This window comes from Streptomyces sp. NPDC051636, assembly GCF_044453765.1.
In the GTDB taxonomy this organism is placed as follows: Bacteria; Actinomycetota; Actinomycetes; order Streptomycetales; family Streptomycetaceae; genus Streptomyces.
The window spans coordinates 299,157-321,126 of record NZ_JBITDA010000001.1; the positions used below are offsets into that span (position 1 = coordinate 299,157).

The following is a 21,970-nucleotide window of genomic DNA, read 5'->3' on the forward strand; positions in this document are numbered from 1 at the left end:
GGACCGCTCCCGCACATCCCAGAAGCATCGACGCAGAAGATCCTGACACCGGGGTAATCCGTGAAAAAGCTCTCCGCACGACGACGCCATCCGCTGGCGGCGGTCGTCGTCCTACTCCTCGCGCTGGCGGCCACTGGGGGGCTGTACGCCGCGTTCGCTCCCGCGAGCAAGGCGCAGGCCGACGACACCTCCCAGTCCCTGACCATCGAGGAGGGCAAGAAGCTCTACTCCGTCGGCTGCGCCAGCTGCCACGGCACCGGTGGCCAGGGCTCCTCCGACGGGCCGAGCCTGGTGGGCGTGGGCGCCGCGGCCGTCGACTTCCAGGTCGGCACCGGCCGTATGCCGGCCGCCACCTCCCAGGGTGCGCAGGTCCCGCGCAAGAAGAACATCTACACCCAGGCCCAGATCGACCAGCTCGCGGCGTACATCTCCTCGCTGGGTGCCGGTCCGAGCGTGCCGACCAAGTCGCAGTACAACCCGAGCGACGGGGACATCGCCAAGGGTGGTGAGCTGTTCCGCACCAACTGCGCGCAGTGCCACAACTTCACCGGCAAGGGTGGTGCGCTGACCAAGGGCAAGTTCGCCCCGTCCCTGGAGGGCGTCGACCCGAAGCACATCTACGAGGCCATGCAGACCGGCCCGCAGAACATGCCGTCCTTCCCCGACACCACACTGTCGGAGAAGAATAAGAAGGACATCATCGCGTACCTGCACACGGTCAACAGCGACGAGACGGAGAACCCCGGCGGTCTGGAGCTGGGCGGCCTCGGGCCGGTCAGTGAGGGTCTGTTCGCGTGGATCTTCGGTCTCGGTGCCCTGATCGCGGTCGCCGTCTGGGTCGCCGCTCGGACCGCAAAGGCCAAGAAGTCATGAGTAGCCAAGACATTCCAGAAGAGAACCTGCCCGCCGAGCGGGACACCACGCACGGCGCCGTAGGCGTGGCGGACGAGCGCAACCCGTTCGCCGACCCGGGTCTTCCGCCGCACGAGCACCGGATCCAGGACATCGACGAGCGGGCCGCCAAGCGGTCCGAGCGTGTGGTCGCCCTGCTGTTCACGGTGTCGATGCTGGCCACCATCGGCTTCATCGCTGCCTACGTGGCGATCCCGGCCGACAAGTCGATCTTCGTCTTCCCGATCGGGCACATCAGCGCGCTCAACTTCGCGCTGGGCCTGACGCTGGGTACGGCGCTGTTCTGCATCGGCGCGGGCGCGGTCCACTGGGCCCGCACCCTGATGTCCGACGTGGAGATCGCCGACGAGCGTCACCCGATCGAGGCCTCACCCGAGGTCCGGGCGCAGGTCCACGCGGACTTCAAGCAGGGCGCCAAGGAGTCGGCGCTCGGCCGCCGCAAGCTGATCCGCAACACGATGCTCGGCGCGCTCACCCTGGTGCCGCTCTCCGGCGTCGTCCTGCTGCGCGACCTCGGCCCGCTGCCCGGGACCTCGCTCCGCCACACGCTGTGGGCCAAGGGCAAGCTGCTCGTCAACGTGAACACCAACCAGCCGCTGCGTCCCGAGGACGTCCAGGTCGGCTCGCTCACCTTCGCCAAGCCCGAGGGCCTGGAGGAGGCGGACGAGGAGTTCCAGAACGAGATCGCCAAGGCGGCTCTGATGATCATCCGGCTCCAGCCGGACAACATCAAGGACAAGCGCGAGCTCGAGTGGTCGCACGAGGGCATCGTCGCGTACTCGAAGATCTGCACCCATGTCGGTTGCCCGATCTCGCTGTACGAGCAGCAGACGCACCACGTGCTGTGCCCGTGCCACCAGTCCACCTTCGACCTCTCCGACGGTGCCCGAGTGATCTTCGGCCCCGCCGGTCACGCCCTGCCTCAGCTCCGCATCGGCGTGAACGACGAGGGTTACCTCCAGGCGCTCGGCGACTTCGAGGAGCCCGTCGGTCCTGCATTCTGGGAGCGCGGATGAGTACTACACCCAACGAAACGAGTCCGTCCGCCGCTGGCGCGGGCCGCCCCCGCGGGAAGGCGCCGGCCGGCGAGCGCGTCGCCGACTGGGCCGACGGCCGGCTCGGGATCTACTCCCTGGCCAAGTCCAACATGCGCAAGATCTTCCCCGACCACTGGTCGTTCATGTTGGGCGAGGTCTGCCTGTACAGCTTCCTCATCATCATCCTCACGGGTGTGTACCTGACGCTGTTCTTCCACCCGTCGATGAACGAGGTGGAGTACCACGGCAGTTACGTCCCGCTGCAGGGCCAGTTGATGAGCGAGGCGTTCAGTTCGACCCTGCACATCTCCTTCGACGTACGCGGTGGTCTGCTCATCCGGCAGATCCACCACTGGGCCGCGCTGATCTTCCTGGCCGGCATGTTCGTGCACATGATGCGCGTGTTCTTCACCGGCGCGTTCCGCAAGCCGCGTGAGATCAACTGGCTGTTCGGCTTCCTGCTGTTCGTCCTGGGCATGTTCACCGGCTTCACCGGTTACTCGCTCCCGGACGACCTGCTCTCCGGCACCGGTGTCCGCTTCACCGAGGGCGCGATCCTGTCCACGCCGATCGTCGGCACGTACATCTCGTACTTCCTCTTCGGCGGCGAGTTCCCCGGCCACGACTTCGTGGCCCGGTTCTACTCGATCCACATCCTGCTGCTGCCGGGCATCATGCTCGGCCTGGTCGTGGGCCACCTGATCCTGGTCTTCTACCACAAGCACACGCAGTTCGCCGGCCCCGGAAAGAGCAACGAGAACGTCGTCGGCATGCCGCTGCTGCCGGTGTACATGGCCAAGGCCGGAGGCTTCTTCTTCCTGGTCTTCGGTGCCATCGCGGCCATCGCGGCGATCGCGCAGATCAACCCGATCTGGGCCATGGGTCCCTACCGTCCGGACCAGGTGTCCACCGGTGCCCAGCCCGACTGGTACATGGGCTTCGCCGAGGGTCTGGTCCGCTACATGCCGGGCTGGGAGATCAACTTCTGGGGTCACACGCTCGTCCTGGGCGTGTTCATCCCGCTGATCCTCTTCGGCCTCGTGCTGGCGGCGATCGCGGTCTACCCGTTCATCGAGTCCTGGGTCACCGGCGACAAGCGCGAGCACCACATCCTGGACCGCCCGCGCAACGCCCCGACGCGTACCGCGTTCGGCGTCGCCTGGGTCACGGTGTACATGATCGGTCTGGTGGGCGGTGGCAACGACCTGTGGGCCACGCACTTCCACCTGTCGATCAACGCCGTCACCTGGTTCGTCCGCATCGGCTTCTTCGCCGGACCGGTCATCGCGTTCATCCTCACCAAGCGGATCTGCCTCGGCCTGCAGCGCCGGGACCGCGACAAGGTGCTGCACGGTCGCGAGACCGGCATCATCAAGCGCCTGCCGCACGGTGAGTTCATCGAGGTCCACGAGCCGCTCAGCCAGGAGCAGCTGCACACCCTCACGGCCCACCACCAGTACAAGCCGGCCGAGATCGGCCCGACGGTCGACGAGAACGGTGTCGAGCGCAAGGTGAAGGGCACGGAGAAGCTGCGCGCCAAGCTCAGCGGCGCCTACTACGGTGAGGACTCCCAGATCCCGAAGCCGACTGCCGAGGAGTACAAGGAGATCACGAGCGGCCACGGCCACCACTGATCGCTGCGCACGCCACGGCAAGGGCCCCGTCCGGTCTTCGGACGGGGCCCTTCGCCATGCCCCGGGCTGGATAGGGTGGGATCACACTCTTCTACGACGACCAGGAGCGGCTGATGAGCGCTGTGACCCCCGCTGGAGGCGACACCGCGGCGGGCCGTTCCTGGCCCGGGGTACTGAACGCCCTGCTGTACGGCCGTGACCAGAGTGCCGACGCGACGGCCTGGGCGATGGACCAGATCATGCGCGGCGAGGCCACCGACGCGCAGATCGCCGGCTTCGTGGTGGCGCTGCGCGCCAAGGGCGAGACCGTCGAGGAGATCACCGGCGTGGTCCGGGCGATGTACGAGCACGCCAATGTGATCGAGGTGTCGGGCCGCACGGTCGACATCGTCGGCACGGGCGGCGACGGCGCGAAGACGGTGAACATCTCCACGATGTCGGCGCTCGTGGTGGCCGGCACGGGCGCGAAGGTCGTCAAGCACGGCAACCGGGCGGCCTCCTCGGCGTCGGGCTCGTCGGACGTCCTGGAGAAGCTGGGCGTCAATCTGAACCTGACACCGCTGCGGGTGGCCGAGGTCGCGGAGGAGGCGGGCATCACCTTCTGCTTCGCGGTGAAGTTCCACCCGGCGCTGCGTCATGTGGCCGCCGCCCGGGCACAGTTGGGCATCCGGACGGTCTTCAACGCCCTCGGGCCGCTGACCAACCCGGCGAAGGTGAAGGCCCAGGCGGTCGGCGTCGCGGACCCCCGTCTGGCGCCGATGATCGCGGGTGTCCTGGCCGAACGCGGCAACTCCTCCCTGGTCTTCCGCGGCGACGACGGCCTCGACGAGCTGACGACGACGTCCACGTCACACGTCTGGGTGGTGCGCGACGGCAAGGTCGTCGAGGAGAGCTTCGACCCGCGCGACGTCGGCATCGAGCTGGTGCCGGTGGAGGCCCTGCGCGGCGGTGATCCGTCGTACAACGCGGAGGTCGCACGCAGGCTCCTCGACGGTGAGGCGGGCCCCGTACGCGACGCCGTCCTGCTGAACTCGGCGGCGGCCCTGGTGGCCCTGGACCCGACGGAAGAGCCGCTGGCCGAGCAGATTCGCGCCGGGATGCGCAAGGCGGCCGAGTCGATCGATACGGGGGCGGCCAAGCGGACCCTCGACCGCTGGGTGGCCGCGAGCAACGCGTGACCTCGAGCGGTCGCGGGAGGTGCCGGGTCGGGTACTCGAGCCGTCGGCCGAAGGGGTGGCGGGAGTAGAGTGAAGACGTGGCAGCTCTCCCGCGGCCGCTCCGCTTCCGCCTGCGGTGTCCGGGAGGGGCGGTCCCCAAGGAGCGAGACATGATCCACTCAGCCGATGTCCGCGAGTGGCGCAACCACGACGTGATCGATCCCAGGGGCCGCAAGATCGGGGCCCTCGAAGCGGTGTACGTGGACACCGCCACCGACGCGCCTGCCATGGCGACCGTCCGCACCGGGCTGCCGACCCGGCACCGGCTGGTCTTCGTCCCGCTCGACGAGGCGACTCTCGGACCCGGTTACGTGAAGGTGGCCCATTCCCGGGCGCAGGTGAAGAAGGCGCCTTCCATCGGCACGGACGACGTCCTGCCGGTCGAGCGGGAGCACGAGATCTTCGAACACTACGACAGGCCCTACCAGGCCGACGCCGACCACGGACGCCGTCTCGCGCGCGGCTGACCGGACCGGGTGGAGAGCGAGGATGTGGTCACCGATGGCACTCTTCCTGTTCCTGATCCTCGTTGCCATCGTCCTGGGACTCATCGGCGTGGCAGTGAAAGGCCTGTTCTACCTGCTGATCATCGGCGCCGTGGTGCTCCTCGCCGACTTGGTCCTGTTCGGCGTGCGCTGGTCCCGGCGTTCGCGTCGGCACCACTTCGTCCGCTGATCCCGACGCCAGGAGGGTGTCCCGCGATCCGGACACGAGTTGCGGGCCGGTGATCGGGTCACGTACGTTCTTCTCCAGGTCATGAGTGACAGTCATGAGGCCCCGGCCGACTGTCCGGCAACCCTCCGTCCGTGGCGGGGTGCCCCGGGTGAAGACCAGGCCGTAGGCAGCGAGGTCTACGGCAAGCGCGGACCCCTCGCGGCTCTTTGAACGAGCGCAGTACCAGGGGTCCTGGTCGTCGAGGGAGCCTTCTGTGAGCAAGCGAATGCGATAGGGCGTAGAGCCCCGCCTCCGCATACCCCTTTCCCTTCCCCACGCTCGAGCCGTGCGCGCTCGCGTGGCGGTTTCGCCTTGCCTCTCACGGGAGTTCGCCATGTCCGTCCCCACCGTCGCCGCCGACCAGTCCGTCTGCACCCCGCTGCCCGTTCTGGGCCGGGACGTCACCGTGCCGCTCGTCACCGGCGGGGAGGTCACCTACGCCGCGCTCGACTACGCGGCCAGCGCCCCCGCGCTCCAGCGGGTCTGGGACGACGTGGCGGCGTACGCCCCGTACTACGGCAGCGTCCACCGCGGTGCCGGGTACCTCTCCCAGCTGTCCACGGACCTCTTCGAGAACGCCCGGAAGACGGTCGCCGAGTTCCTCGACTGCCGCCCGGCCGACCAGGTGATCTTCACCCGGTCCACCACCGACTCCCTCAACCTGCTCGCCGCCGCGCTGCCCGCCGACTGCCAGGTCTTCGTCTTCGAGACCGAGCACCACGCCTCGCTGCTGCCCTGGAAGGACGCGCGGGTCACCTACCTCAACGCCCCGCGCACCCCGCGGCAGGCCGTGTCGACGCTGGAGCGGGCTCTCGCCGACCGCGACCCCCACGGCCCGGCCCTGGTGTGCGTCACCGGCGCCTCGAACGTCACCGGCGAGCTGTGGCCCGTACGGGAACTGGCCGCCGCCGCCCACGCGCACGGCGCCCGGATCGTGCTGGACGCCGCCCAACTGGCCCCCCACCACCCGGTGTCCGTTCAGGACCTGGACGTCGACTGGGTCGCCTTGTCCGGACACAAGCTGTACGCCCCGTTCGGCTCCGGCGTCCTGGCCGGCCGCGCCGACTGGCTGCGCGCGGCCGAGCCGTACCTCGCGGGCGGCGGCGCCAGCCGCAAGGTCACCCGGCGCACGGACGGGGGGGTGGACGTGGAGTGGCACGAGAGCGCGGCGCGGCATGAGGCGGGCTCGCCCAACGTCATCGGCGCCTACTCCATCGCCTCCGCGTGCAAGGCGCTGACGGAGGCCGGCTTCGACACGCTGGTCGCCCGGGAGCGGCACCTGATCGAGAAGGTCCGCGCGGGCCTCGCCGAGGTGCCCGAGGTCCGGGTCCTCTCCCTCTTCGGTGACGACGCCCCGCGCGTCGGCGTGATCTCCTTCGTCGTCGAGGGCTGGAACAGCTCCCACTTCGCCGCCGCGCTCTCCGCGGAGTACGGCATCGGCGTGCGCGACGGCCTGTTCTGCGCCCACCCCCTCGTGCGCACCCTGCTGGGCAGCGACGCGCAGACGCAGGGCGAGTGCGGGGCTCCCGAGGCCGCGCCCGGGGAGAAGTCCCTCAACGCCATCCGGGTCAGCTTCGGCGCGGGTACGCCGGACGAGCACGTGGAGCGGTTCGTGAACGCGGTGAAGGAGCTGGTCCGGGACGGCGCCAAGTGGCGGTACCGCACCGAGGACGGGCGCTGCGTCCCGGCCGTCTGATCCCGGTACGCCCGGGGCCCTGGGCAGGCTCGGCGCGCGTTCGGTCGTCCCAGCAGTCGTAGTAGTCCTAGCAGTCCTAGTTGTCCAGCCCGATCGCGAACGCCGCCTCCAGGTCGTGCTGGGAGTAGGTACGGAACGCCACGTGCGTGTCGGTGGCCTCCACACCAGGGATCTTGCTGATCCGGCCCGGGATGACCTCGGCCAGGTCCTCGTGCCGCTTCACCCGGACCATGGCGATCAGGTCATAGGTGCCGGTGACGGAGAAGACCTCGCTGACACTGTCCAGCGCGGCGATCTGCTCCGCGATCTCGGGAATCCGGTCCACGCTGGTCTTGATGAGCACGATCGCGGTGATCACGGCTGGTTCTCTCCCTCGGGGGCCGGAGCTGGGGCGGCCTTCACTTTAGTCGGCCGCCCGAACCGCACCCACGCGAAGACGAAGCCCAGCGCGAAGCCGACCAGGTGGGCCAGGTAGGCCACCCCGGGGCCCTGCGGGGCACGGCCCGCCGCCAGCCACTGGAGGGCCGCCCAGAAGGGGAGCACGACCCAGGCGGGGAAGCGCAGAGGGAGGAAGAACAGGAAGGGCAGGAGACTGGTGACGCGCGCGCCGGGGAACAGGTAGAGGAACGCGCCGAGGACCGCCGAGATCGCCCCGGACGCCCCCACCAGGGACTGCTCGGAGGCGGCGTTGGCGGCGGCGTACCCGAGCAGCGCCAGGTAGCCGCAGCCGACGTAGAACAGGGTGAACTGCACGCGGCCCATCCGTTCCTCGGTCATCGCCCCGAAGACGTAGAGGAAGAGCATGTTGCCCAGCAGATGCACCCAGCTGCCGTGCACGAACAGAGCCGTCGCCGGAGTGAGGGCCTCCCGGGCCGGGCCGTCGAACAGCTCGGCGGGGATCACGCCCCAGCGCCGGAAGTAGGCCCGCTGCACGGCGAGCAGCTCGCCGCCGGAGCCGTACGCCGGATTGAGCCCCGCCGCCGGGCCGAGCAGGAAGAGCAGGCAGCACAGGCCGATCAGGGCGTGCGTCATCGGCGCCGTCGAGCCCCGGACCGTCCTGAAGGTCCGGGCGGCCACCGCGCTCCAGTTGCTGATCATGACCACAGAGCATGACGTAACGGGGCGCAAGCGAACAGACCGCCTCGCCGCCGCGGACGGAGGGGCGGCGGGTACGGGCCAGGCCGTAGGGTTACGAGCCATACGCGTCGCCAGGACGACGTGTCACGGACACTAGAAGGAAGCGAACAGTCACGATGCCGGTTCCCCTGCCGACCGCCGAGACCCGGTGGCGCTGCACCCTCTGCGGCAACCTCACCCGATTCGACGTGACCCGCTCGTCGAAGGTCGTCGAGTACGTCCACCTCGACCTCGCCGGTGAGCCGAAGATCGAGGAGCGCGAGGTGGTCAGTGAGACCATCGAGTCGGTGCGCTGCCGCTGGTGCAACGCGGTGGACCAGGTGGAACTCGTGGACAGGCCGGGCGCCGACTCCTGAGCGGGAGACGGTCCCACAGGTATTGGGGTGTGACGGATGGTGGAGACCACAGGCGGGGGGCCGGGCGACGGCACCGCCGAGGTGCTTGACCGTCCGCTGCCCGAGGGCGTGCGACGGCGGGTCGTGCAGATCGTCTCGGACGGTTTCGGCGGACTGACGGTGGCCGAACTGCCCGCCCAGCTCAGGCAGTACGCCCGCTTTGCCCCCAATCGCCGTGCCAAGTTCGCGGGCAACGCGATGGCCGCAGCGCTGGAGACCGACCCGCTGTTCCGCCAGCGCATCGCAGAGAAGCTCAGAGAGGCCCAGCCGGAACTCGCCGGCGCCCTCGACTCAGGCTCCCCGCCCCCGGCCGCGGACCCGCTCGACGTGGCGGCCGCGGCCTACGTACTGCGCCCCGCGGGCTGGGTGAAGCTGGTGACCGCGGCCGGCGAGGAGGCCCAGCGGGCCGACGCCGAGCGGGCCGGTGAGGAGAGCCGCGCCGAGCTGGAGCGGCTGCGCGAGGAGCTCGACCGGGCCCGTGAGCAGACCCGGGCCGAGACCGAGCGGCTGCGCGCCGAGCTGGACGCGGCGAAGAGGGAATCGGAATCGCTTCACCGCAAGCTCCGCGCCGCCCTCAGCGACGTCAAGCGCGGCGAGGCGGCGCTGCGCAAGGCGCAGGGCGAGATCGAGGCGGTGCGCGCCGAGCGGCACGCCCAGGTGTCCGCCGCGGAGAGCGAGACCCGGCGGCTCAAGGCCCGCCTGGGCGAGGCCGAGGCCGCCCTGGAGGCCACGCGCAGAGCAGCGCGCGAGGGGCGCAGTGTCGAGGACATGCGCGTCCGGTTGCTTCTGGACACCCTGCTGGACGCGACCCAGGGGCTGCGCAGGGAACTGGCGTTGCCGCCGGTGTCGGTGCGGCCGGCGGAGACCGTGGACGCGGTCGAACCGGGACGAATGACCCCGAAGGACATCGCCGCGCGGGCGTTGTCCGAAAACGACCCCGCGATCCTCGACCAGCTTCTCGCCCTGCCGCAGGCGCACTTGGTGGTCGACGGTTACAACGTCACCAAGACCGGCTATCCCCAGATGCCCCTGGAGAAGCAGCGCCTGCGGCTGCTCGGCCAGCTCTCCCAGCTCGCCGCGCAGACCGGCGCCGAGGTGACGTGCGTCTTCGACGGGGCCGAACTGGCCGCTCCCGTTCTGCTTGCCCCGCCGCGCGGTGTACGCGTGCTTTTCTCCAAGCCGGGTGTCACGGCCGACGAGCTCATCCGTCAACTGGTGCGCGCGGAGCCTCCGGGCCGCCCGGTCATCGTCGCCTCGACCGACCGCGAGGTGGCCGACGGGATCGCCAAGGCGGGTGCGCGTCCCGTGGCTTCTGCGGTGCTTCTCAAGCGGCTGTCCTGAAAACGCCAACGTAGAGGTTTAACGCCCGAATTGGCGGAACTGTCACGCAACGTAGTGTCAGGCGGGCATCACTCCATGTGGGTTCAGTGCAAAGAATGCATTGCGTCACGAGGTTTTTTGGTGTGAGGATTTGATCTGATCACAAGAGGGTCACTAGGGTCTGGCCTCGAACCTCCGAGCGGGTGATCACTCACGAGAAGGAGTTCGCCTGTCGTGGCGTCCCACCGTCGACCCAAGCAGCCCAGCCGCACGCGTGTGACCGTGCTGACCACCGCAGCCGCCGCTGCCGTCGCGCTCAGCGCGAACGCCGCCAATGCCGCGCCCGGCGAGAAGCTGAGCAAGAGCGAGGTCAAGGCCAAGGTCGACAAGCTCTACGAGCAGGCGGAGCAGGCCACCGAGAAGTACAACGGGGCCAAGGAGAAGCAGGAGAAGCTCCAGAAGGAGATCTCCACCATCCAGGACAACGTCGCCCGCGGCCAGGAGGAGCTCAACAAGCTGCGCGACGGCCTGGGTTCGATGGCCACGGCCCAGTACCGCTCCGGCGGCATAGACCCGTCCGTCCAGCTCTTCCTGTCCTCCGACCCGGACGACTACCTCGACAAGGCCTCCACGCTCGACCAGTTGAGCAGCCAGCAGGTCGAGGCCCTGAAGAAGATTCAGGACAAACAGCGCGAACTCGCCCAGGAGCGCGCCGAGGCCACCGAGAAGCTCAAGGACCTCGCCTCCACCCGCACCGAGCTGGGCAAGAAGAAGAAGGAAGTCCAGGGCAAGCTCGCCGATGCGCAGAAGCTGCTCAACACCCTGACGGCGAAGGAGAAGGCGGCCCTCGCCGCCGAGCAGCAGCGCGCCAGCCGCTCCTCCGCCGACCGTGTGGACCTCGGCGGCACCAAGGCCGCCTCCGGCCGGGCCGCCGCGGCCTTCTCCGCCGCCCAGAGCAAGATCGGCTCGCCCTACGTCTACGGTGCCTCCGGCCCCTCATCGTTCGACTGCTCGGGCCTGACCTCCTGGGCCTACGCCCAGGCCGGCGTCTCCATCCCGCGCACGTCCGAGGCTCAGGCCACCATCGGCACGCGTCTGTCGATGAGCGAGCTCCAGGTCGGCGACCTGGTGTTCTTCTACGGAGACCTCCACCACGTCGGCCTCTACGCCGGCAACGGTCAGGTGCTGCACGCCCCGCACACCGGAGCCGTCGTGCGCTACGAGTCCATCAACAACATGCCGTTCCAGTTCGGCGTGCGCGTCTGAGCGCTCACCCGGCCGAAATCCCGGACCGACATCCCCGCCAAGATCAGCGCGGCGTGCCGCCCGAACGAGCGAATCGCGGCGACCGGAACTGACTCCACGCCCCGCCGGTGACCTGCGTCAGCGGCGGGGCGTCGCGTTTGTGTGCCCGCCGAGGTCTTTGGCCGGTGTGTGTCCGCACGGCTACTGTCTGGCGCGTTTCCCCCCTCACAGGGACGGATTCCCCGTCTCTGCGTCCGGGAAACGGTCCGTGTCCGCCAGCGGAAGGAGTGCGGCTCCCGTGGGCTCCCATCGCCGCCTTGCACCGTCCGGGTTCGACCGGGGCGCCAGCGCCGCCCTGAGCGTGTTGTCCGCCGCGGCCGCCGCGCTCGCCACCGTCCCGGCGAGCGCCGCGCCGCACGACGGCACCCGCGCCGACGTGGACCGGCTCTACCAGGAGGCCGAGCGGGCGACCGAGGCCTTCGACAAGGCCGCCGAGCGCGCCGACACGCTGCGCGAGGAGGTCGGCGACGCGCAGGACCGGATCGCCCGGCAGCAGCAGCGCGTCAACACCATGCGGGAGGCCCTCGGTTCGCTGGCCGGCGCCCAGTACCGCTCCGGCGGCATCGCCCCGGCAGTAGCCCTGCTGTTCTCCGACGACCCGGACGACTACCTCGACAAGGCGTCGACCCTGGACCGGATCGGCACCCGCCAGGCGGGCCGGCTCAAGGAACTGCAGTCGGCGATGCGCGAACTCGCCCAGGAACGCACCGAGACCGCCGGAAAGCTCGCCGAACTGGAAAAGAGCCGCAAGGCCGTCGCCGCCCACAAGCGGACCGTGGAGAAGAAGCTCGCCAAGGCCCGGCAGCTGCTCAACTCCCTGCCGGACGCGGAGCGCGCCGCCTACGAACGGGCCTCCCGCTCCGGCCGCTTCGACATCCCCGGTCTCTCCGGCGCCGTCGCCCCCGACGCCCGCGCCGCAGCGGCCCTCGCCGCCGCCCGCTCCGCGCTCGGCCGCCCCTACGTCTGGGGTGCCAACGGGCCCTCCGGCTTCGACTGTTCGGGCCTGGTGCAGTGGTCGTACGCGCAGGCCGGGGTCCATCTGCCGCGCACCTCGCAGGAGCAGCGGTACGCCGGCCGGCAGGTCCCGCTGTCCCAGGCCCGGCCCGGTGACCTGGTCGTCTACCGCTCGGACGCCGGCCATGTCGCCATGTACGCGGGCAACGGCCAGGTGATCCACGCGCCCTACCCGGGCGCGCCGGTGCGCTACGACCCGGTCGGGATGATGCCGGTCGCCTCGGTCACCCGGCCCTGACTTTCGCCGAGCGGGCCGTACGATCGGAAAGTGGCTGGTCGTAGGCGGGCGTGGCGCTCCTCGGTGGTGGGGCTGTGTCTGCTGCTCGCCTCCCTGACCGGGTGCGGCGGGCAGTCGGGGACCGACGTGGCGAAGGACGAGGTGCAGCGCGTCCTCGACCGCCGGGCGGCGGCGCTGCTGGACCACGACGAGGCGGCGTACGGCGCGACCGGCAGCCGCGCCCCGTACGAGCACCTGCGCGCGGTCCCCCTGGCCTCCTGGGCCTACCGCCTGACCGGCCTGCACCGCGGCGGCGCCACCGCCACCGCCGACGCCGAACTGCGCTACCGGGTCCAGGGCTACGACAAGGCCCCCGTCACCGCCGACCGCACGCTCACCCTCAAGCTCACCGCCGGCGGACGGTGGTACGTCGACTCCGACCGGCCCGCCAGGAAGGCCGGGCAGCAGCTGTGGGACCAGGGCACGGTGACGGCCGTGCGGGGCGAGCACAGCCTGGTGCTCGGGGTCGGGCAGTCCGGCGACGCGCTGCGTGGTTACGCCCGGCTCGCCGACCGCGCGGTCCCGGCCGTGTCGCAGCAGTGGGGCACGGACTGGTCGCGGCGGATCGTGGTGCTCGTACCGGACTCCCTGGAGGGGATGGCGGGACTGCTCGGCTCGCCCGCCTCCTCCTACCGGGGCATCGCCGCGGTCACCACCGGGGACGCGGGAGGCTCCGGCAAGGCGCCCGCCGACCGGGTCACCGTCAACCCGGAGGCCTACGCTCTCCTCGGCGACGTCGGCAAACAGGTCGTGCTCACCCACGAGACGACCCACGTCGCCACCCGCGCCCACACCCACGCCGCCACCCCGCTGTGGCTCTCCGAGGGGTACGCCGACTGGATCGGCTACCTGGGCACGGGCCGTACGGCGACGCGGGCCGCGCCGGAGCTGGCGCGGGCGGTCGAGGATGGCCACGTCCCGGCAGACCTGCCCGCCGACAAGGACTTCGGCTTCAGCACGGACGCCGTCGACCTGGCCCGGGCGTACGAGGGCGGCTGGCTGGCCTGCCGGATGATCGCCGACCGCTGGGGCGAGGTCCGGCTCGGCGAGTTCTACCGGGCCGTCGGCGCGCACGAGAAGCGGGCGGGCGCGGTCGAGGACGCGCTGAAGAAGGTGCTCGGAACGACGCCGGAGGACTTCACCGCGCGGTGGCAGGACTATCTGCGGGCTCAACTCGGCTGAGTCAGCCGGTCGACGGCCTCGCGCAGCCATGCGCGCTCGGCCTGTCCGGTGGCCCGCGCGACCCGCAGCATGCCCTGCCGGAACAGGTCGTCGGTCTCCTCGGCCCGGACGGGTTCGTCGTTGCGGTAGAAGAAACTCGCGGGCGTGTCGAGGAACTGCAGCCGTCGGCGCAGTGCGCTGCGCCCGGCCCTACCTGCTGCTGACGGCCGGGTTCATCGCCCTGGGCGGGGTCTTGGAGGGAAGTGGGGGAGCGCCGGCGCTGCTGCGGGGTGACCCTGCTGGGCACGGCCGACCAGCTCCCGCCGGCGTGCGGCCTGCCGGGGCTCGGCCTGCTGGGGGTGTGCCTGGCCCTGGCGCTCGCGTTGGCGGTGCAGCGCGCGGTCGTCGCGGCGCTGTTCGCGCGGGCCGGGGTCAGGAGGACACCGGGGTCTCCTCCGAGGGAGCGCTCTGGCTCGGCAGCGCGGGCAGCGGGGCCGGGGTGACCGTCGAGCGCCACAGCCGGCGGGCCGCGCTGACGGAGGCGGCGACCAGCAGGCCGTTGCGCAGGAACAGCAGGCCGGTGCCGTACCAGTCGCTGGTGATGACGTGCGTGAAACCGGTCGGGAACTCCAGGACCGTGACGAAGGCCGCCGCCAGTACCAGAAGGGCGGGCAGGCCCATCCGGCCGGCCCGGAAGCACAGGCAGACCGCGGCCAGGCCGACCAGCCACACCAGGTACTGCGGGCTGATCACCCGACTTGTCACCGTGAACATCAGCACCGCCGTGAAGGCCGCGTCCGCGAGCGTGTGGGGCCTGAACCGGTTCGCGTTCACCCGCCACAGCAGCAGCCAGCCGAAGCAGGACCCGGTGAGCGCCAGGGCGGCGGTGCTGACCGCGTCGACGTACGGGCCGAGGAACTCCACCGAGCCGTAGTTCAGCAGCACCTCACCGCGCCAGCCGAAGTGCCGCGCCACGTGGAAGACCAGGGCGCCCAGCGACTCCACCTCGGTGCCCCGGTCCCGCTGGAAGGTGAGGAAGGCGAAGGAACCGGGCATGGCGACCGAGAACAGCAGGGCCGCCCCGGCCGCGGTCACCGCCGCAGCACCCCACGCCCGGCGCCGCACGGCACCCACCAGCAGCAGTGCCGGCCACACCTTGAGCATCGCCCCGAAGCCCGCCAGCGCGCCCATCACGCGGGGGTGCCGGGTACCGGCGAGCACCGCGGCCACCGCGACCGCGGTCACCATCACGTCGTAGCGGGAGTACACCGTCGGGCCGAGCAGCGGGACGCCCACCACCCACACCCAGGCGCCGCGCAGCGACCTGCCGGGCCGCCGGCCGGTGTACAGCAGCAGGGCCAGCACGGCCAGGTCGGCGAGGAAGGCCAGGACGAAGAAGGCGTGCGTGTAGTCGAGGAAGGGCAGGGCGGCGGGGGAGAGGATCGCCAGCGCGGCGGCGGGCGGGTACTGCCAGGTCACGTCGTCCAGCGGGAAGGTGCCGGTGCGCAGCACCTCGTACCAGCCCTGGTAGATCACGGACACGTCGGTCGTCACGTCCGCGCCGGGGAAGACCAGCACCCGGAAGACGTAGAGCAGCACCATCAGCCGGGTCGCGGACCAGGTCACCGACAGCCCTGCCAGGGACCACCCGGCGCCCTTGGTCTCCACGCGACTCCCTGCCGTTCGACTTCCGCTTGAGGGGAACATGATGTCCTGTACGCCTGTGAGCGTGCCACAGACTCAGCCGCCCCCGGCCGGTCGTGGCCCGTTCGGTAGGGTCGGCGGCGATGCGCAAGACCCTGATCGTCACCAACGACTTCCCGCCCCGGCCGGGCGGCATCCAGGCCTTCCTGCACAACATGGCACTGCGCCTGGACCCGGACCGGCTGGTCGTCTACGCCTCCACCTGGAAGCGGAGCCGGGAAGGCGTCGAGGCCACGGCCGCGTTCGACGCCGAGCAGCCCTTCACCGTCGTACGCGACCGCACCACCATGCTGCTGCCCACCCCGCAGGCCACCCGGCGGGCCGTCGGGCTGCTGAGGGAACACGGGTGCACCTCGGTGTGGTTCGGGGCGGCGGCACCGCTGGGGCTGATGGCGCCGGCCCTCAGGAAGGCCGGCGCCGAGCGGCTGGTGGCGACCACCCACGGGCACGAGGCCGGCTGGGCCCAGCTGCCCGCCGCGCGGCAGTTGCTGCGCCGGATCGGGGAGTCGACCGACACGGTCACCTACCTCGGCGAGTACACGCGCTCCCGGATCGCCACCGCGCTCACCCCGGGGGCGGCCGGGCGCATGGTGCAGCTGCCGCCCGGGGTCGACGAGAAGACCTTCCACCCCGAGTCGGGCGGCGCCGAGGTGCGGGCGCGGCTCGGGCTGACCCAGCGGCCGGTGGTGGTGTGCGTCTCCCGGCTGGTGCCGAGGAAGGGACAGGACACGCTGATCCGGGCCATGCCCCGGATCCTGGCGGCCGAGCCGGACGCCGTCCTGCTGATCGTCGGCGGCGGCCCCTACGAGAAGGACCTGCGCCGCCTCGCCCGCGACAGCGGGGTCGGGGACTCCGTGCGCTTCACCGGCGCCGTGCCCTGGTCCGAGCTGCCCGCGCACTACGGCGCCGGGGACGTCTTCGCCATGCCGTGCCGGACCCGGCGGGGCGGCCTGGACGTCGAGGGGCTCGGCATCGTCTACCTGGAGGCCTCCGCCACCGGGCTGCCCGTCGTCGCCGGGGACTCCGGGGGCGCGCCCGACGCGGTGCTCGACGGGGAGACCGGCTGGGTCGTCCGTGGCGGCTCCCCGGACGAGGCCGCCGAACGGATCACCGCCCTCCTCGGGGACACCGGGCTGCGCCGCCGGATGGGGGAGCGGGGGCGGCAGTGGGTGGAGGAGAAATGGCGGTGGGACTTGCTGGCGGAGAAGTTGAGGACACTGCTCTGAGGGCCTAGGCGGAGGGACATAATCCGCCGATGCTGCGCACATGACAGCCAAACTGATGCAGCGTCAGCTGACGAGACGTCATATCCTTGGTACGGCCGCCCTGCAGACGGCGGCCGCCCTCGGCTTTACCCGGGTCGGCCTCCAGTCGGCCCGCGCGGCCGAGCCCGCCGCGGTCGAATCCGCCCCCGCCGTCGTCGTCGGTTCCGGCTACGGCGGTGCCGTGGCCGCCCTCCGCCTCGGCCAGGCCGGCATCCGTACCGTCGTCCTCGAAATGGGCCGGCTGTGGAACACCGCCGGTTCCGACGGCAAGGTGTTCTGCTCCACCAGCGCCCCGGACGAGCGGTCCATGTGGTTCCGCACCCGCACCGAGGCGCCGCTGGCCACCTTCCTGTGGCTGGACCTCGTCAACAAGGACATCACCTCCTACCCCGGGGCCCTCGACCGCGTGCACCACGACGCCGTGTCCGTCTTCGTCGGCCGGGGCGTCGGCGGCGGCTCGCTGGTCAACGGCGGAATGGCGGTCACCCCGCCCCGGTCGTACTTCGCCGAGCAGTTCCCGACCGTCGACGCGAGCGAGATGTACGGCACCTACTTCCCGCGCGCCCGCGCCATGCTCGGCGTGAACACCATCGACCCCGCCTGGTTCGAGTCGACCGAGTGGTACCGGTTCGCCCGCACCTCCCGGAAGGCCGCCACCACCGCCGGCCTGAAGACCACCTTCGTCCCGAACGTCTACGACTTCGGCTACATGCAGCGCGAGGCGGCCGGCACCGCCACCAGGTCCGCGCTCGCCGGGGAGGTCATCTACGGCAACAACCACGGCAAACGCAGCCTGGACAGGACGTACCTGGCCGCTGCGCTCGGCACCGGCAACGTCACCGTCCACACCCTGGAGAAGGTGAAGGCCATCAGCCGGTCGAGCGACGGGAGTTACGTCCTGACCGCCGACCGGATCGACAACACCGGCAAGGTCGTGGAGACCAGGCAGTACGGCTGTACGTACCTCTTCCTCGGCGGCGGCAGCCTCGGCACCACCGAACTCCTCGTCCGCGCCCGGGACACCGGCACCCTGCCCGACCTGGACGCGAGTGTCGGCGCAGGCTGGGGCACCAACGGCAACACCATGCTCGGCCGCGCCAACCACATGTGGGACACGGTCGGCGCCAACCAGGCGACCATGCCGGTGATGGGCATCGACGACTGGGCCAACGCCGACAACCCGGTCTTCGCCGAGATCGCCCCGCTGCCGATGGAGTTCGAGCACTGGGTCAGCCTGTATCTGGCGATCACCAAGAACCCGGAGCGGGCGAGGTTCGCCTACGACGCCGCTTCGGGGACGGTGAAGCTCGGCTGGACGGCGGCCCAGAGCGCCGTGTCGGTCGCCATGGCCAAGAAGCTGTTCGACCGGATCAACTCGGCGAACGCCACCATCTACCGCTACGACCTGTTCGGCTCGACGAGCAAGGTCTTCGCCGACGACTTCACCTACCACCCGCTGGGCGGCTGCGTGCTGGGCAAGGCCACCGACGACTACGGCCGCGTCAAGGGCTGTTCACGGCTCTACGTCACCGACGGCTCGCTCGTGCCCGGCTCGATCGGCGTCAACCCCTTCGTGACGATCACCGCGCTCGCCGAACGCACGATGGCGCGGGTCCTCGCCGAGGACACCGCGCCATGAGCCGACCGGGAAGGAGGTGACTACTTCGCGTAGATCGCCTCGATCTCGGCCGCGTAGTCCTTCGCCACCACGCCGCGCTTGAGCTTCAGGGACGGCGTGAGGTGGCCCGACTCCTCCGTGAACTGGGAGGACAGAATGCGGAACTTCCGCACCGATTCCGCCTTCGACACCGCGGCGTTGCCGTCGTCGATCGCCGCCTGGATCGCCGCGAGCAGATCCGGGTCCTCGCGCAGCGACGCCGCGGTGGAACCCGCCGGCTTGCCGTGCTCGGCGCACCAGCGGCCCAGGAACTCCTCGTCGATGGTGACCAGCGCGCCCACGAACGGCCGCCCGTCGCCCACCACCATGCACTCCCCGACCAGCGCGTGCGCCCGGATGCGGTCCTCTATCACCGCCGGGGCGACGTTCTTGCCGCCCGCCGTGACGATGATCTCCTTCTTGCGGCCGGTGATCCTGAGGTAGCCGTCCTCGTCGAGGGTGCCGATGTCACCGGTGTGGAACCAGCCGTCCGCCAGCGCCTCGGCGGTCGCGGCCTCGTTGTTCCAGTAGCCCTTGAACAGGTGCTCGCCGTGCAGCAGCACCTCGCCGTCGTCGGCGATGCGGACCACGGAGCCCGGCAGCGGCTGGCCGACCGTGCCGATCTTCTGCCGGTCCCAGGGGTTGAACGCGGTGGCCGCGCAGGACTCGGTCAGGCCGTAGCCCTCAAGGACCGTGAAGCCGATACCCCGGAAGAAGTGCCCCAGCCGCTCGCCCAGCGGGGCGCCACCGGAGATGGCGTACTCGCCGCGCCCGCCGAGCACCGCGCGCAGCTTGCTGTAGACGAGCTTGTCGAAGACCTTGTGCTTGATCTTCAGGCCGACGGACGGACCCGACGGTGTGTCCAGTGCCTTGCTGTACGCGATCGCCGCGTCGGCCGCCTTGTCGAAGATCGCGCCCTTGCCGTCCGCCTGCGCCTTGGCCCGCGCGGTGTTGTAGACCTTCTCGAACACCCGTGGCACGCCGAGGATCAGCGTCGGGCGGAACGCGGCCAGCTCGTCGGTGAGGTTCTTGATGTCCGGGACGTTGCCCAGCTTGATCGGCGCCATCATCGGGGCGATCTGCACCAGGCGCCCGAAGACGTGCGCGAGCGGCAGGAACAGCAGGACGGAACACTCGCCGGTGCGGAACAGCGGGCGCAGCCGCTCGACCACGTTGCCGCACTCGGCGAAGAAGCTGCGGTGGGTGAGGACACAGCCCTTGGGCCGGCCCGTCGTACCCGAGGTGTAAACGATGGTCGCCGCATCGTCGGCCCTGGCGAGCGAGCTGCGCTCCTCCACGGTCGCGTCGGCGACGTCCTGGCCCAGCCGGCCCAGCTCCTCCACGCCCCCGGCGTCGATCTGCCAGACGTGCTTGAGCTCGGGCAGCGACTCGCGCACCGACTCCACCGCGGCGGCGTGGCCCGCCTGCTCCACGATGCAGGCGGTGGCGCCCGAGTCCGAGAGGATCCACCGCACCTGTTCCGGCGAGCTGGTCTCGTACACCGGCACCGTGATCGCGCCCGCGCTCCAGATCGCGAAGTCCAGGAGCGTCCACTCGTACCGCGTACGGGACATCAGACCCACCCGGTCACCGGGCTGGACGCCGGAGGCGATCAGGCCCTTGGCGGCGGCGTGCACCTCGGCCAGGAACGCCGTGGCCGTCACGTCCTGCCAGACGCCGCCCACCTTGCGGGCGATGACGGCGACGTCGGGATGCTGCGCGGCGTTTCTGCGGACGATGTCGGTCAGATTTCCGTCCGCAGGGACCTCGTACAAAGCCGGAAGGCTGAACTCGCGCAAGACTGCTGCTCCTCATAGGGCGCCGGCGCCACGACGTTGTGTGATGCGACGGTGCGGTCCAAGGCTCGGGCAAGTACTCCGGTTGTCCGCCCCCGAGCCTGGAGACCCGGTGGTTGAAATCCAGAGCACGACTGGACTGCCCGGACGTTACCCGCCGGTATGGCTTTTTCGACAGGGGGTTCCGGCCAGATGTTCGCTGCGTCACACAGGTTGGTGTCCTTCGCGCACAGTAGTCCAAGCGTTTAATGACTAGCCAGTAACCGCAGACCCGGCCGGCACTGTTCACAAGCGCACCGCGCGACCTACCCTTGATCGTCATGGCACCCACATCGGCCGGTAACAAGAGCACCCGAGTACACGTGGTCAGTGATGTGCACGGCAACGCCCGTGACCTGGCCAGAGCAGGCGACGGCGCCGACGCGTTGATCTGTCTCGGCGATCTGGTCCTCTTCCTGGACTACGCCGACCACTCCCGCGGGATCTTCCCCGACCTCTTCGGCGAGGAGAACGCCGACCGCATCGTCGAACTGCGCACCGCCCGCCGCTTCGAGGAGGCGCGGGAGTTCGGGGCCCGGCTGTGGGCGGGCATCGGTGGCGACCGGGCCGCGGCGATCGAGAAGGCGGTGCGCAGGCAGTACGCCGAGATGTTCGCGGCGTTCCCGGCACCGACGTACGCGACGTACGGCAACGTCGACATGCCGCCGCTGTGGCGCGAGTACGCCGGGCCGGGCACGACCGTGCTGGACGGGGAGCGGGTCGAGATCGGCGGCCTGGTCTTCGGCTTCGTCGGCGGCGGCCTGCGCACCCCGATGCGCACGCCGTACGAGATCAGCGACGAGGAGTACGCGGCGAAGATCGAGGCCGTCGGCGAGGTGGACGTGCTGTGCACGCACATACCGCCCGAGGTGCCCGAGCTCGTCTACGACACGGTCGCCCGCCGCTTCGAACGGGGCAGCCGCGCCCTGCTGGACGCGATCCGCCGCACCAGGCCGCGTTACTCGCTCTTCGGGCACGTCCACCAGCCGCTGGTCAGGCGGATGCGGATCGGGGCGACGGAGTGCGTGAACGTCGGGCACTTCGCCGGGAGCGGCAAGCCGTGGGTGCTGGAGTGGTGAAGGGATCCGGGGCGGCCGGCCGAAGTGAGGGGTGAGGTCGGTCAGACGGGGTGAAGGCGGCTGGTCGCGGGCGCGGTAGCCTTCACGCTGCACACCCGTGCGCACGACGAACACCCCCCTACCGGCCCGCATCTGGAGGAGCCACGGCGATGGCGGAACACACCAGCTCGAGCATCACGATCGAGGCGGCACCGGCCGACGTCATGGGCGTGATCGCCGACTTCGCCCGCTACCCGGACTGGACCGGTGAGGTGAAGGAGGCGGAGGTACTCAAGACCGACGACCACGGCCGCGCCGAACAGGTCCGCCTCGTCATGGACGCCGGCGCCATCAAGGACGACCAGACCCTCGCCTACACCTGGACGGGTGAGAACGAGGTCTCCTGGACCCTGGTCAAGTCCCAGATGCTGCGCTCCCTCGACGGCTCCTACATCCTGAAGCCGGCGGGCGCCGGGGCGACCGAGGTCACCTACCAGCTCACGGTCGACGTCAAGATCCCCATGCTCGGCATGATCAAGCGCAAGGCCGAGAAGGTCATCATCGACCGGGCGCTGGCGGGCTTGAAGAAGCGGGTGGAGTCGGGCGGGACGAAGTAGCGTTGCCCGGAGCGA

Annotated in this window: 20 protein-coding genes, 1 pseudogene and 1 riboswitch; of the genes and pseudogenes, 16 read left to right on the plus strand and 5 right to left on the minus strand. The window is 70.5% G+C overall.

Translation table 11 applies throughout. From position 1 onward, the window contains the following. Positions 1-60: 60 nt before the first annotated feature. From ACIBBH_RS01420 to ACIBBH_RS01450, 7 genes are all read left to right on the plus strand, one after another. Positions 61-873: a c-type cytochrome gene (locus tag ACIBBH_RS01420; RefSeq protein ID WP_399400728.1), complete on the plus strand. Its 813-nt coding sequence runs from the start codon at positions 61-63 to the stop codon at positions 871-873. Next, positions 870-1,928, plus strand: a complete 1,059-nt coding sequence (locus ACIBBH_RS01425) for a Rieske 2Fe-2S domain-containing protein (RefSeq protein WP_399400730.1) — start codon at positions 870-872, stop codon at positions 1,926-1,928. Before ACIBBH_RS01420 ends, ACIBBH_RS01425 begins: the two co-directional genes overlap by 4 nt. Next, a complete protein-coding gene (locus ACIBBH_RS01430; RefSeq protein ID WP_399400732.1) occupies positions 1,925-3,583 on the plus strand; it encodes a cytochrome bc complex cytochrome b subunit in 1,659 nt (552 codons plus the stop codon). The genes ACIBBH_RS01425 and ACIBBH_RS01430 overlap by 4 nt, the downstream gene beginning before the upstream one ends. A 113-nt stretch (positions 3,584-3,696) precedes the next feature. Continuing rightward, positions 3,697-4,761, plus strand: a complete 1,065-nt coding sequence (trpD, locus tag ACIBBH_RS01435; RefSeq protein ID WP_399400734.1) for an anthranilate phosphoribosyltransferase — start codon at positions 3,697-3,699, stop codon at positions 4,759-4,761. 149 nt (positions 4,762-4,910) lie between these two features. Next, positions 4,911-5,267 carry a PRC-barrel domain-containing protein gene (locus ACIBBH_RS01440; RefSeq protein ID WP_399400736.1) on the plus strand — a complete coding sequence of 119 codons (357 nt, stop codon included), beginning with the start codon at positions 4,911-4,913 and terminating at the stop codon, positions 5,265-5,267. A gap of 34 nt (positions 5,268-5,301) precedes the next feature. After that, positions 5,302-5,475, plus strand: coding sequence for a hypothetical protein (locus ACIBBH_RS01445; protein WP_399400738.1), 174 nt, complete (start codon positions 5,302-5,304; stop codon positions 5,473-5,475). A gap of 77 nt (positions 5,476-5,552) precedes the next feature. Next, positions 5,553-5,669: riboswitch (SAM riboswitch) on the plus strand. Between the two features lie 179 nt (positions 5,670-5,848). Then, the gene (locus ACIBBH_RS01450) at positions 5,849-7,210 is read left to right on the plus strand and encodes an aminotransferase class V-fold PLP-dependent enzyme (RefSeq protein WP_399400740.1); all 1,362 of its coding nucleotides are present in this window, start codon (positions 5,849-5,851) and stop codon (positions 7,208-7,210) included. Positions 7,211-7,286: 76 nt separating this feature from the next. Here the strand turns inward: ACIBBH_RS01450 and ACIBBH_RS01455 are convergent, their stop codons facing one another. Together ACIBBH_RS01455 and ACIBBH_RS01460 are read right to left on the minus strand one after the other, a co-directional pair. Next, positions 7,287-7,568: an Lrp/AsnC family transcriptional regulator gene (locus ACIBBH_RS01455; RefSeq protein WP_399400742.1), complete on the minus strand. Its 282-nt coding sequence runs from the start codon at positions 7,566-7,568 to the stop codon at positions 7,287-7,289. After that, positions 7,565-8,308, minus strand: a complete 744-nt coding sequence (locus tag ACIBBH_RS01460; RefSeq protein WP_399400744.1) for a rhomboid family intramembrane serine protease — start codon at positions 8,306-8,308, stop codon at positions 7,565-7,567. The genes ACIBBH_RS01455 and ACIBBH_RS01460 overlap by 4 nt, the downstream gene beginning before the upstream one ends. 155 nt (positions 8,309-8,463) lie before the next feature. Here ACIBBH_RS01460 and ACIBBH_RS01465 point away from each other — a divergent pair, with 155 nt between their 5' ends. The 5 genes from ACIBBH_RS01465 (at position 8,464) to ACIBBH_RS01485 (ending at position 13,840) form a co-directional block, all read left to right on the plus strand. Beyond that, positions 8,464-8,703: a hypothetical protein gene (locus ACIBBH_RS01465; RefSeq protein WP_399400746.1), complete on the plus strand. Its 240-nt coding sequence runs from the start codon at positions 8,464-8,466 to the stop codon at positions 8,701-8,703. Between the two features lie 36 nt (positions 8,704-8,739). Then, a complete protein-coding gene (locus ACIBBH_RS01470; RefSeq protein ID WP_399400748.1) occupies positions 8,740-10,083 on the plus strand; it encodes an NYN domain-containing protein in 1,344 nt (447 codons plus the stop codon). A gap of 213 nt (positions 10,084-10,296) precedes the next feature. Then, positions 10,297-11,328 carry an NlpC/P60 family protein gene (locus ACIBBH_RS01475; protein WP_399400750.1) on the plus strand — a complete coding sequence of 344 codons (1,032 nt, stop codon included), beginning with the start codon at positions 10,297-10,299 and terminating at the stop codon, positions 11,326-11,328. 277 nt (positions 11,329-11,605) lie between these two features. Then, positions 11,606-12,619 (plus strand): NlpC/P60 family protein, encoded by a 1,014-nt coding sequence (locus ACIBBH_RS01480; RefSeq protein WP_399400752.1) that lies wholly within the window; start codon positions 11,606-11,608, stop codon positions 12,617-12,619. Between the two features lie 30 nt (positions 12,620-12,649). Further along, complete coding sequence (locus tag ACIBBH_RS01485) at positions 12,650-13,840, plus strand: hypothetical protein (protein WP_399400754.1); 1,191 nt, start codon at positions 12,650-12,652, stop codon at positions 13,838-13,840. Here ACIBBH_RS01485 and ACIBBH_RS01490 read toward each other — a convergent pair. After that, positions 13,828-14,019 (minus strand): annotated as a pseudogene (locus tag ACIBBH_RS01490) (PadR family transcriptional regulator); the annotation flags it as partial. The gene ACIBBH_RS01485 and the pseudogene ACIBBH_RS01490 overlap by 13 nt on opposite strands. Positions 14,020-14,251: 232 nt before the next feature. Beyond that, on the minus strand, positions 14,252-15,487 hold the full coding sequence (locus ACIBBH_RS01495) for a glycosyltransferase 87 family protein (protein ID WP_399400755.1): 1,236 nt from the start codon (positions 15,485-15,487) through the stop codon (positions 14,252-14,254). Positions 15,488-15,606: 119 nt separating this feature from the next. On the opposite strand from ACIBBH_RS01495, the gene ACIBBH_RS01500 reads away from it, so the two are divergent. Together ACIBBH_RS01500 and ACIBBH_RS01505 are read left to right on the plus strand one after the other, a co-directional pair. Next, positions 15,607-16,749 carry a glycosyltransferase family 4 protein gene (locus ACIBBH_RS01500; protein WP_399400757.1) on the plus strand — a complete coding sequence of 381 codons (1,143 nt, stop codon included), beginning with the start codon at positions 15,607-15,609 and terminating at the stop codon, positions 16,747-16,749. Between the two features lie 40 nt (positions 16,750-16,789). Then, complete coding sequence (locus tag ACIBBH_RS01505) at positions 16,790-18,427, plus strand: GMC oxidoreductase (RefSeq protein WP_399400759.1); 1,638 nt, start codon at positions 16,790-16,792, stop codon at positions 18,425-18,427. Between the two features lie 20 nt (positions 18,428-18,447). On the opposite strand, the gene ACIBBH_RS01510 is transcribed toward ACIBBH_RS01505, so the two are convergent. Next, a complete protein-coding gene (locus tag ACIBBH_RS01510; protein WP_399400761.1) occupies positions 18,448-20,244 on the minus strand; it encodes an AMP-dependent synthetase/ligase in 1,797 nt (598 codons plus the stop codon). Positions 20,245-20,561: 317 nt separating this feature from the next. On the opposite strand from ACIBBH_RS01510, the gene ACIBBH_RS01515 reads away from it, so the two are divergent. Then, positions 20,562-21,359 (plus strand): metallophosphoesterase, encoded by a 798-nt coding sequence (locus tag ACIBBH_RS01515; RefSeq protein WP_399400763.1) that lies wholly within the window; start codon positions 20,562-20,564, stop codon positions 21,357-21,359. A gap of 149 nt (positions 21,360-21,508) precedes the next feature. After that, complete coding sequence (locus tag ACIBBH_RS01520; protein ID WP_399400764.1) at positions 21,509-21,955, plus strand: SRPBCC family protein; 447 nt, start codon at positions 21,509-21,511, stop codon at positions 21,953-21,955. Positions 21,956-21,970 lie beyond the last annotated feature (15 nt).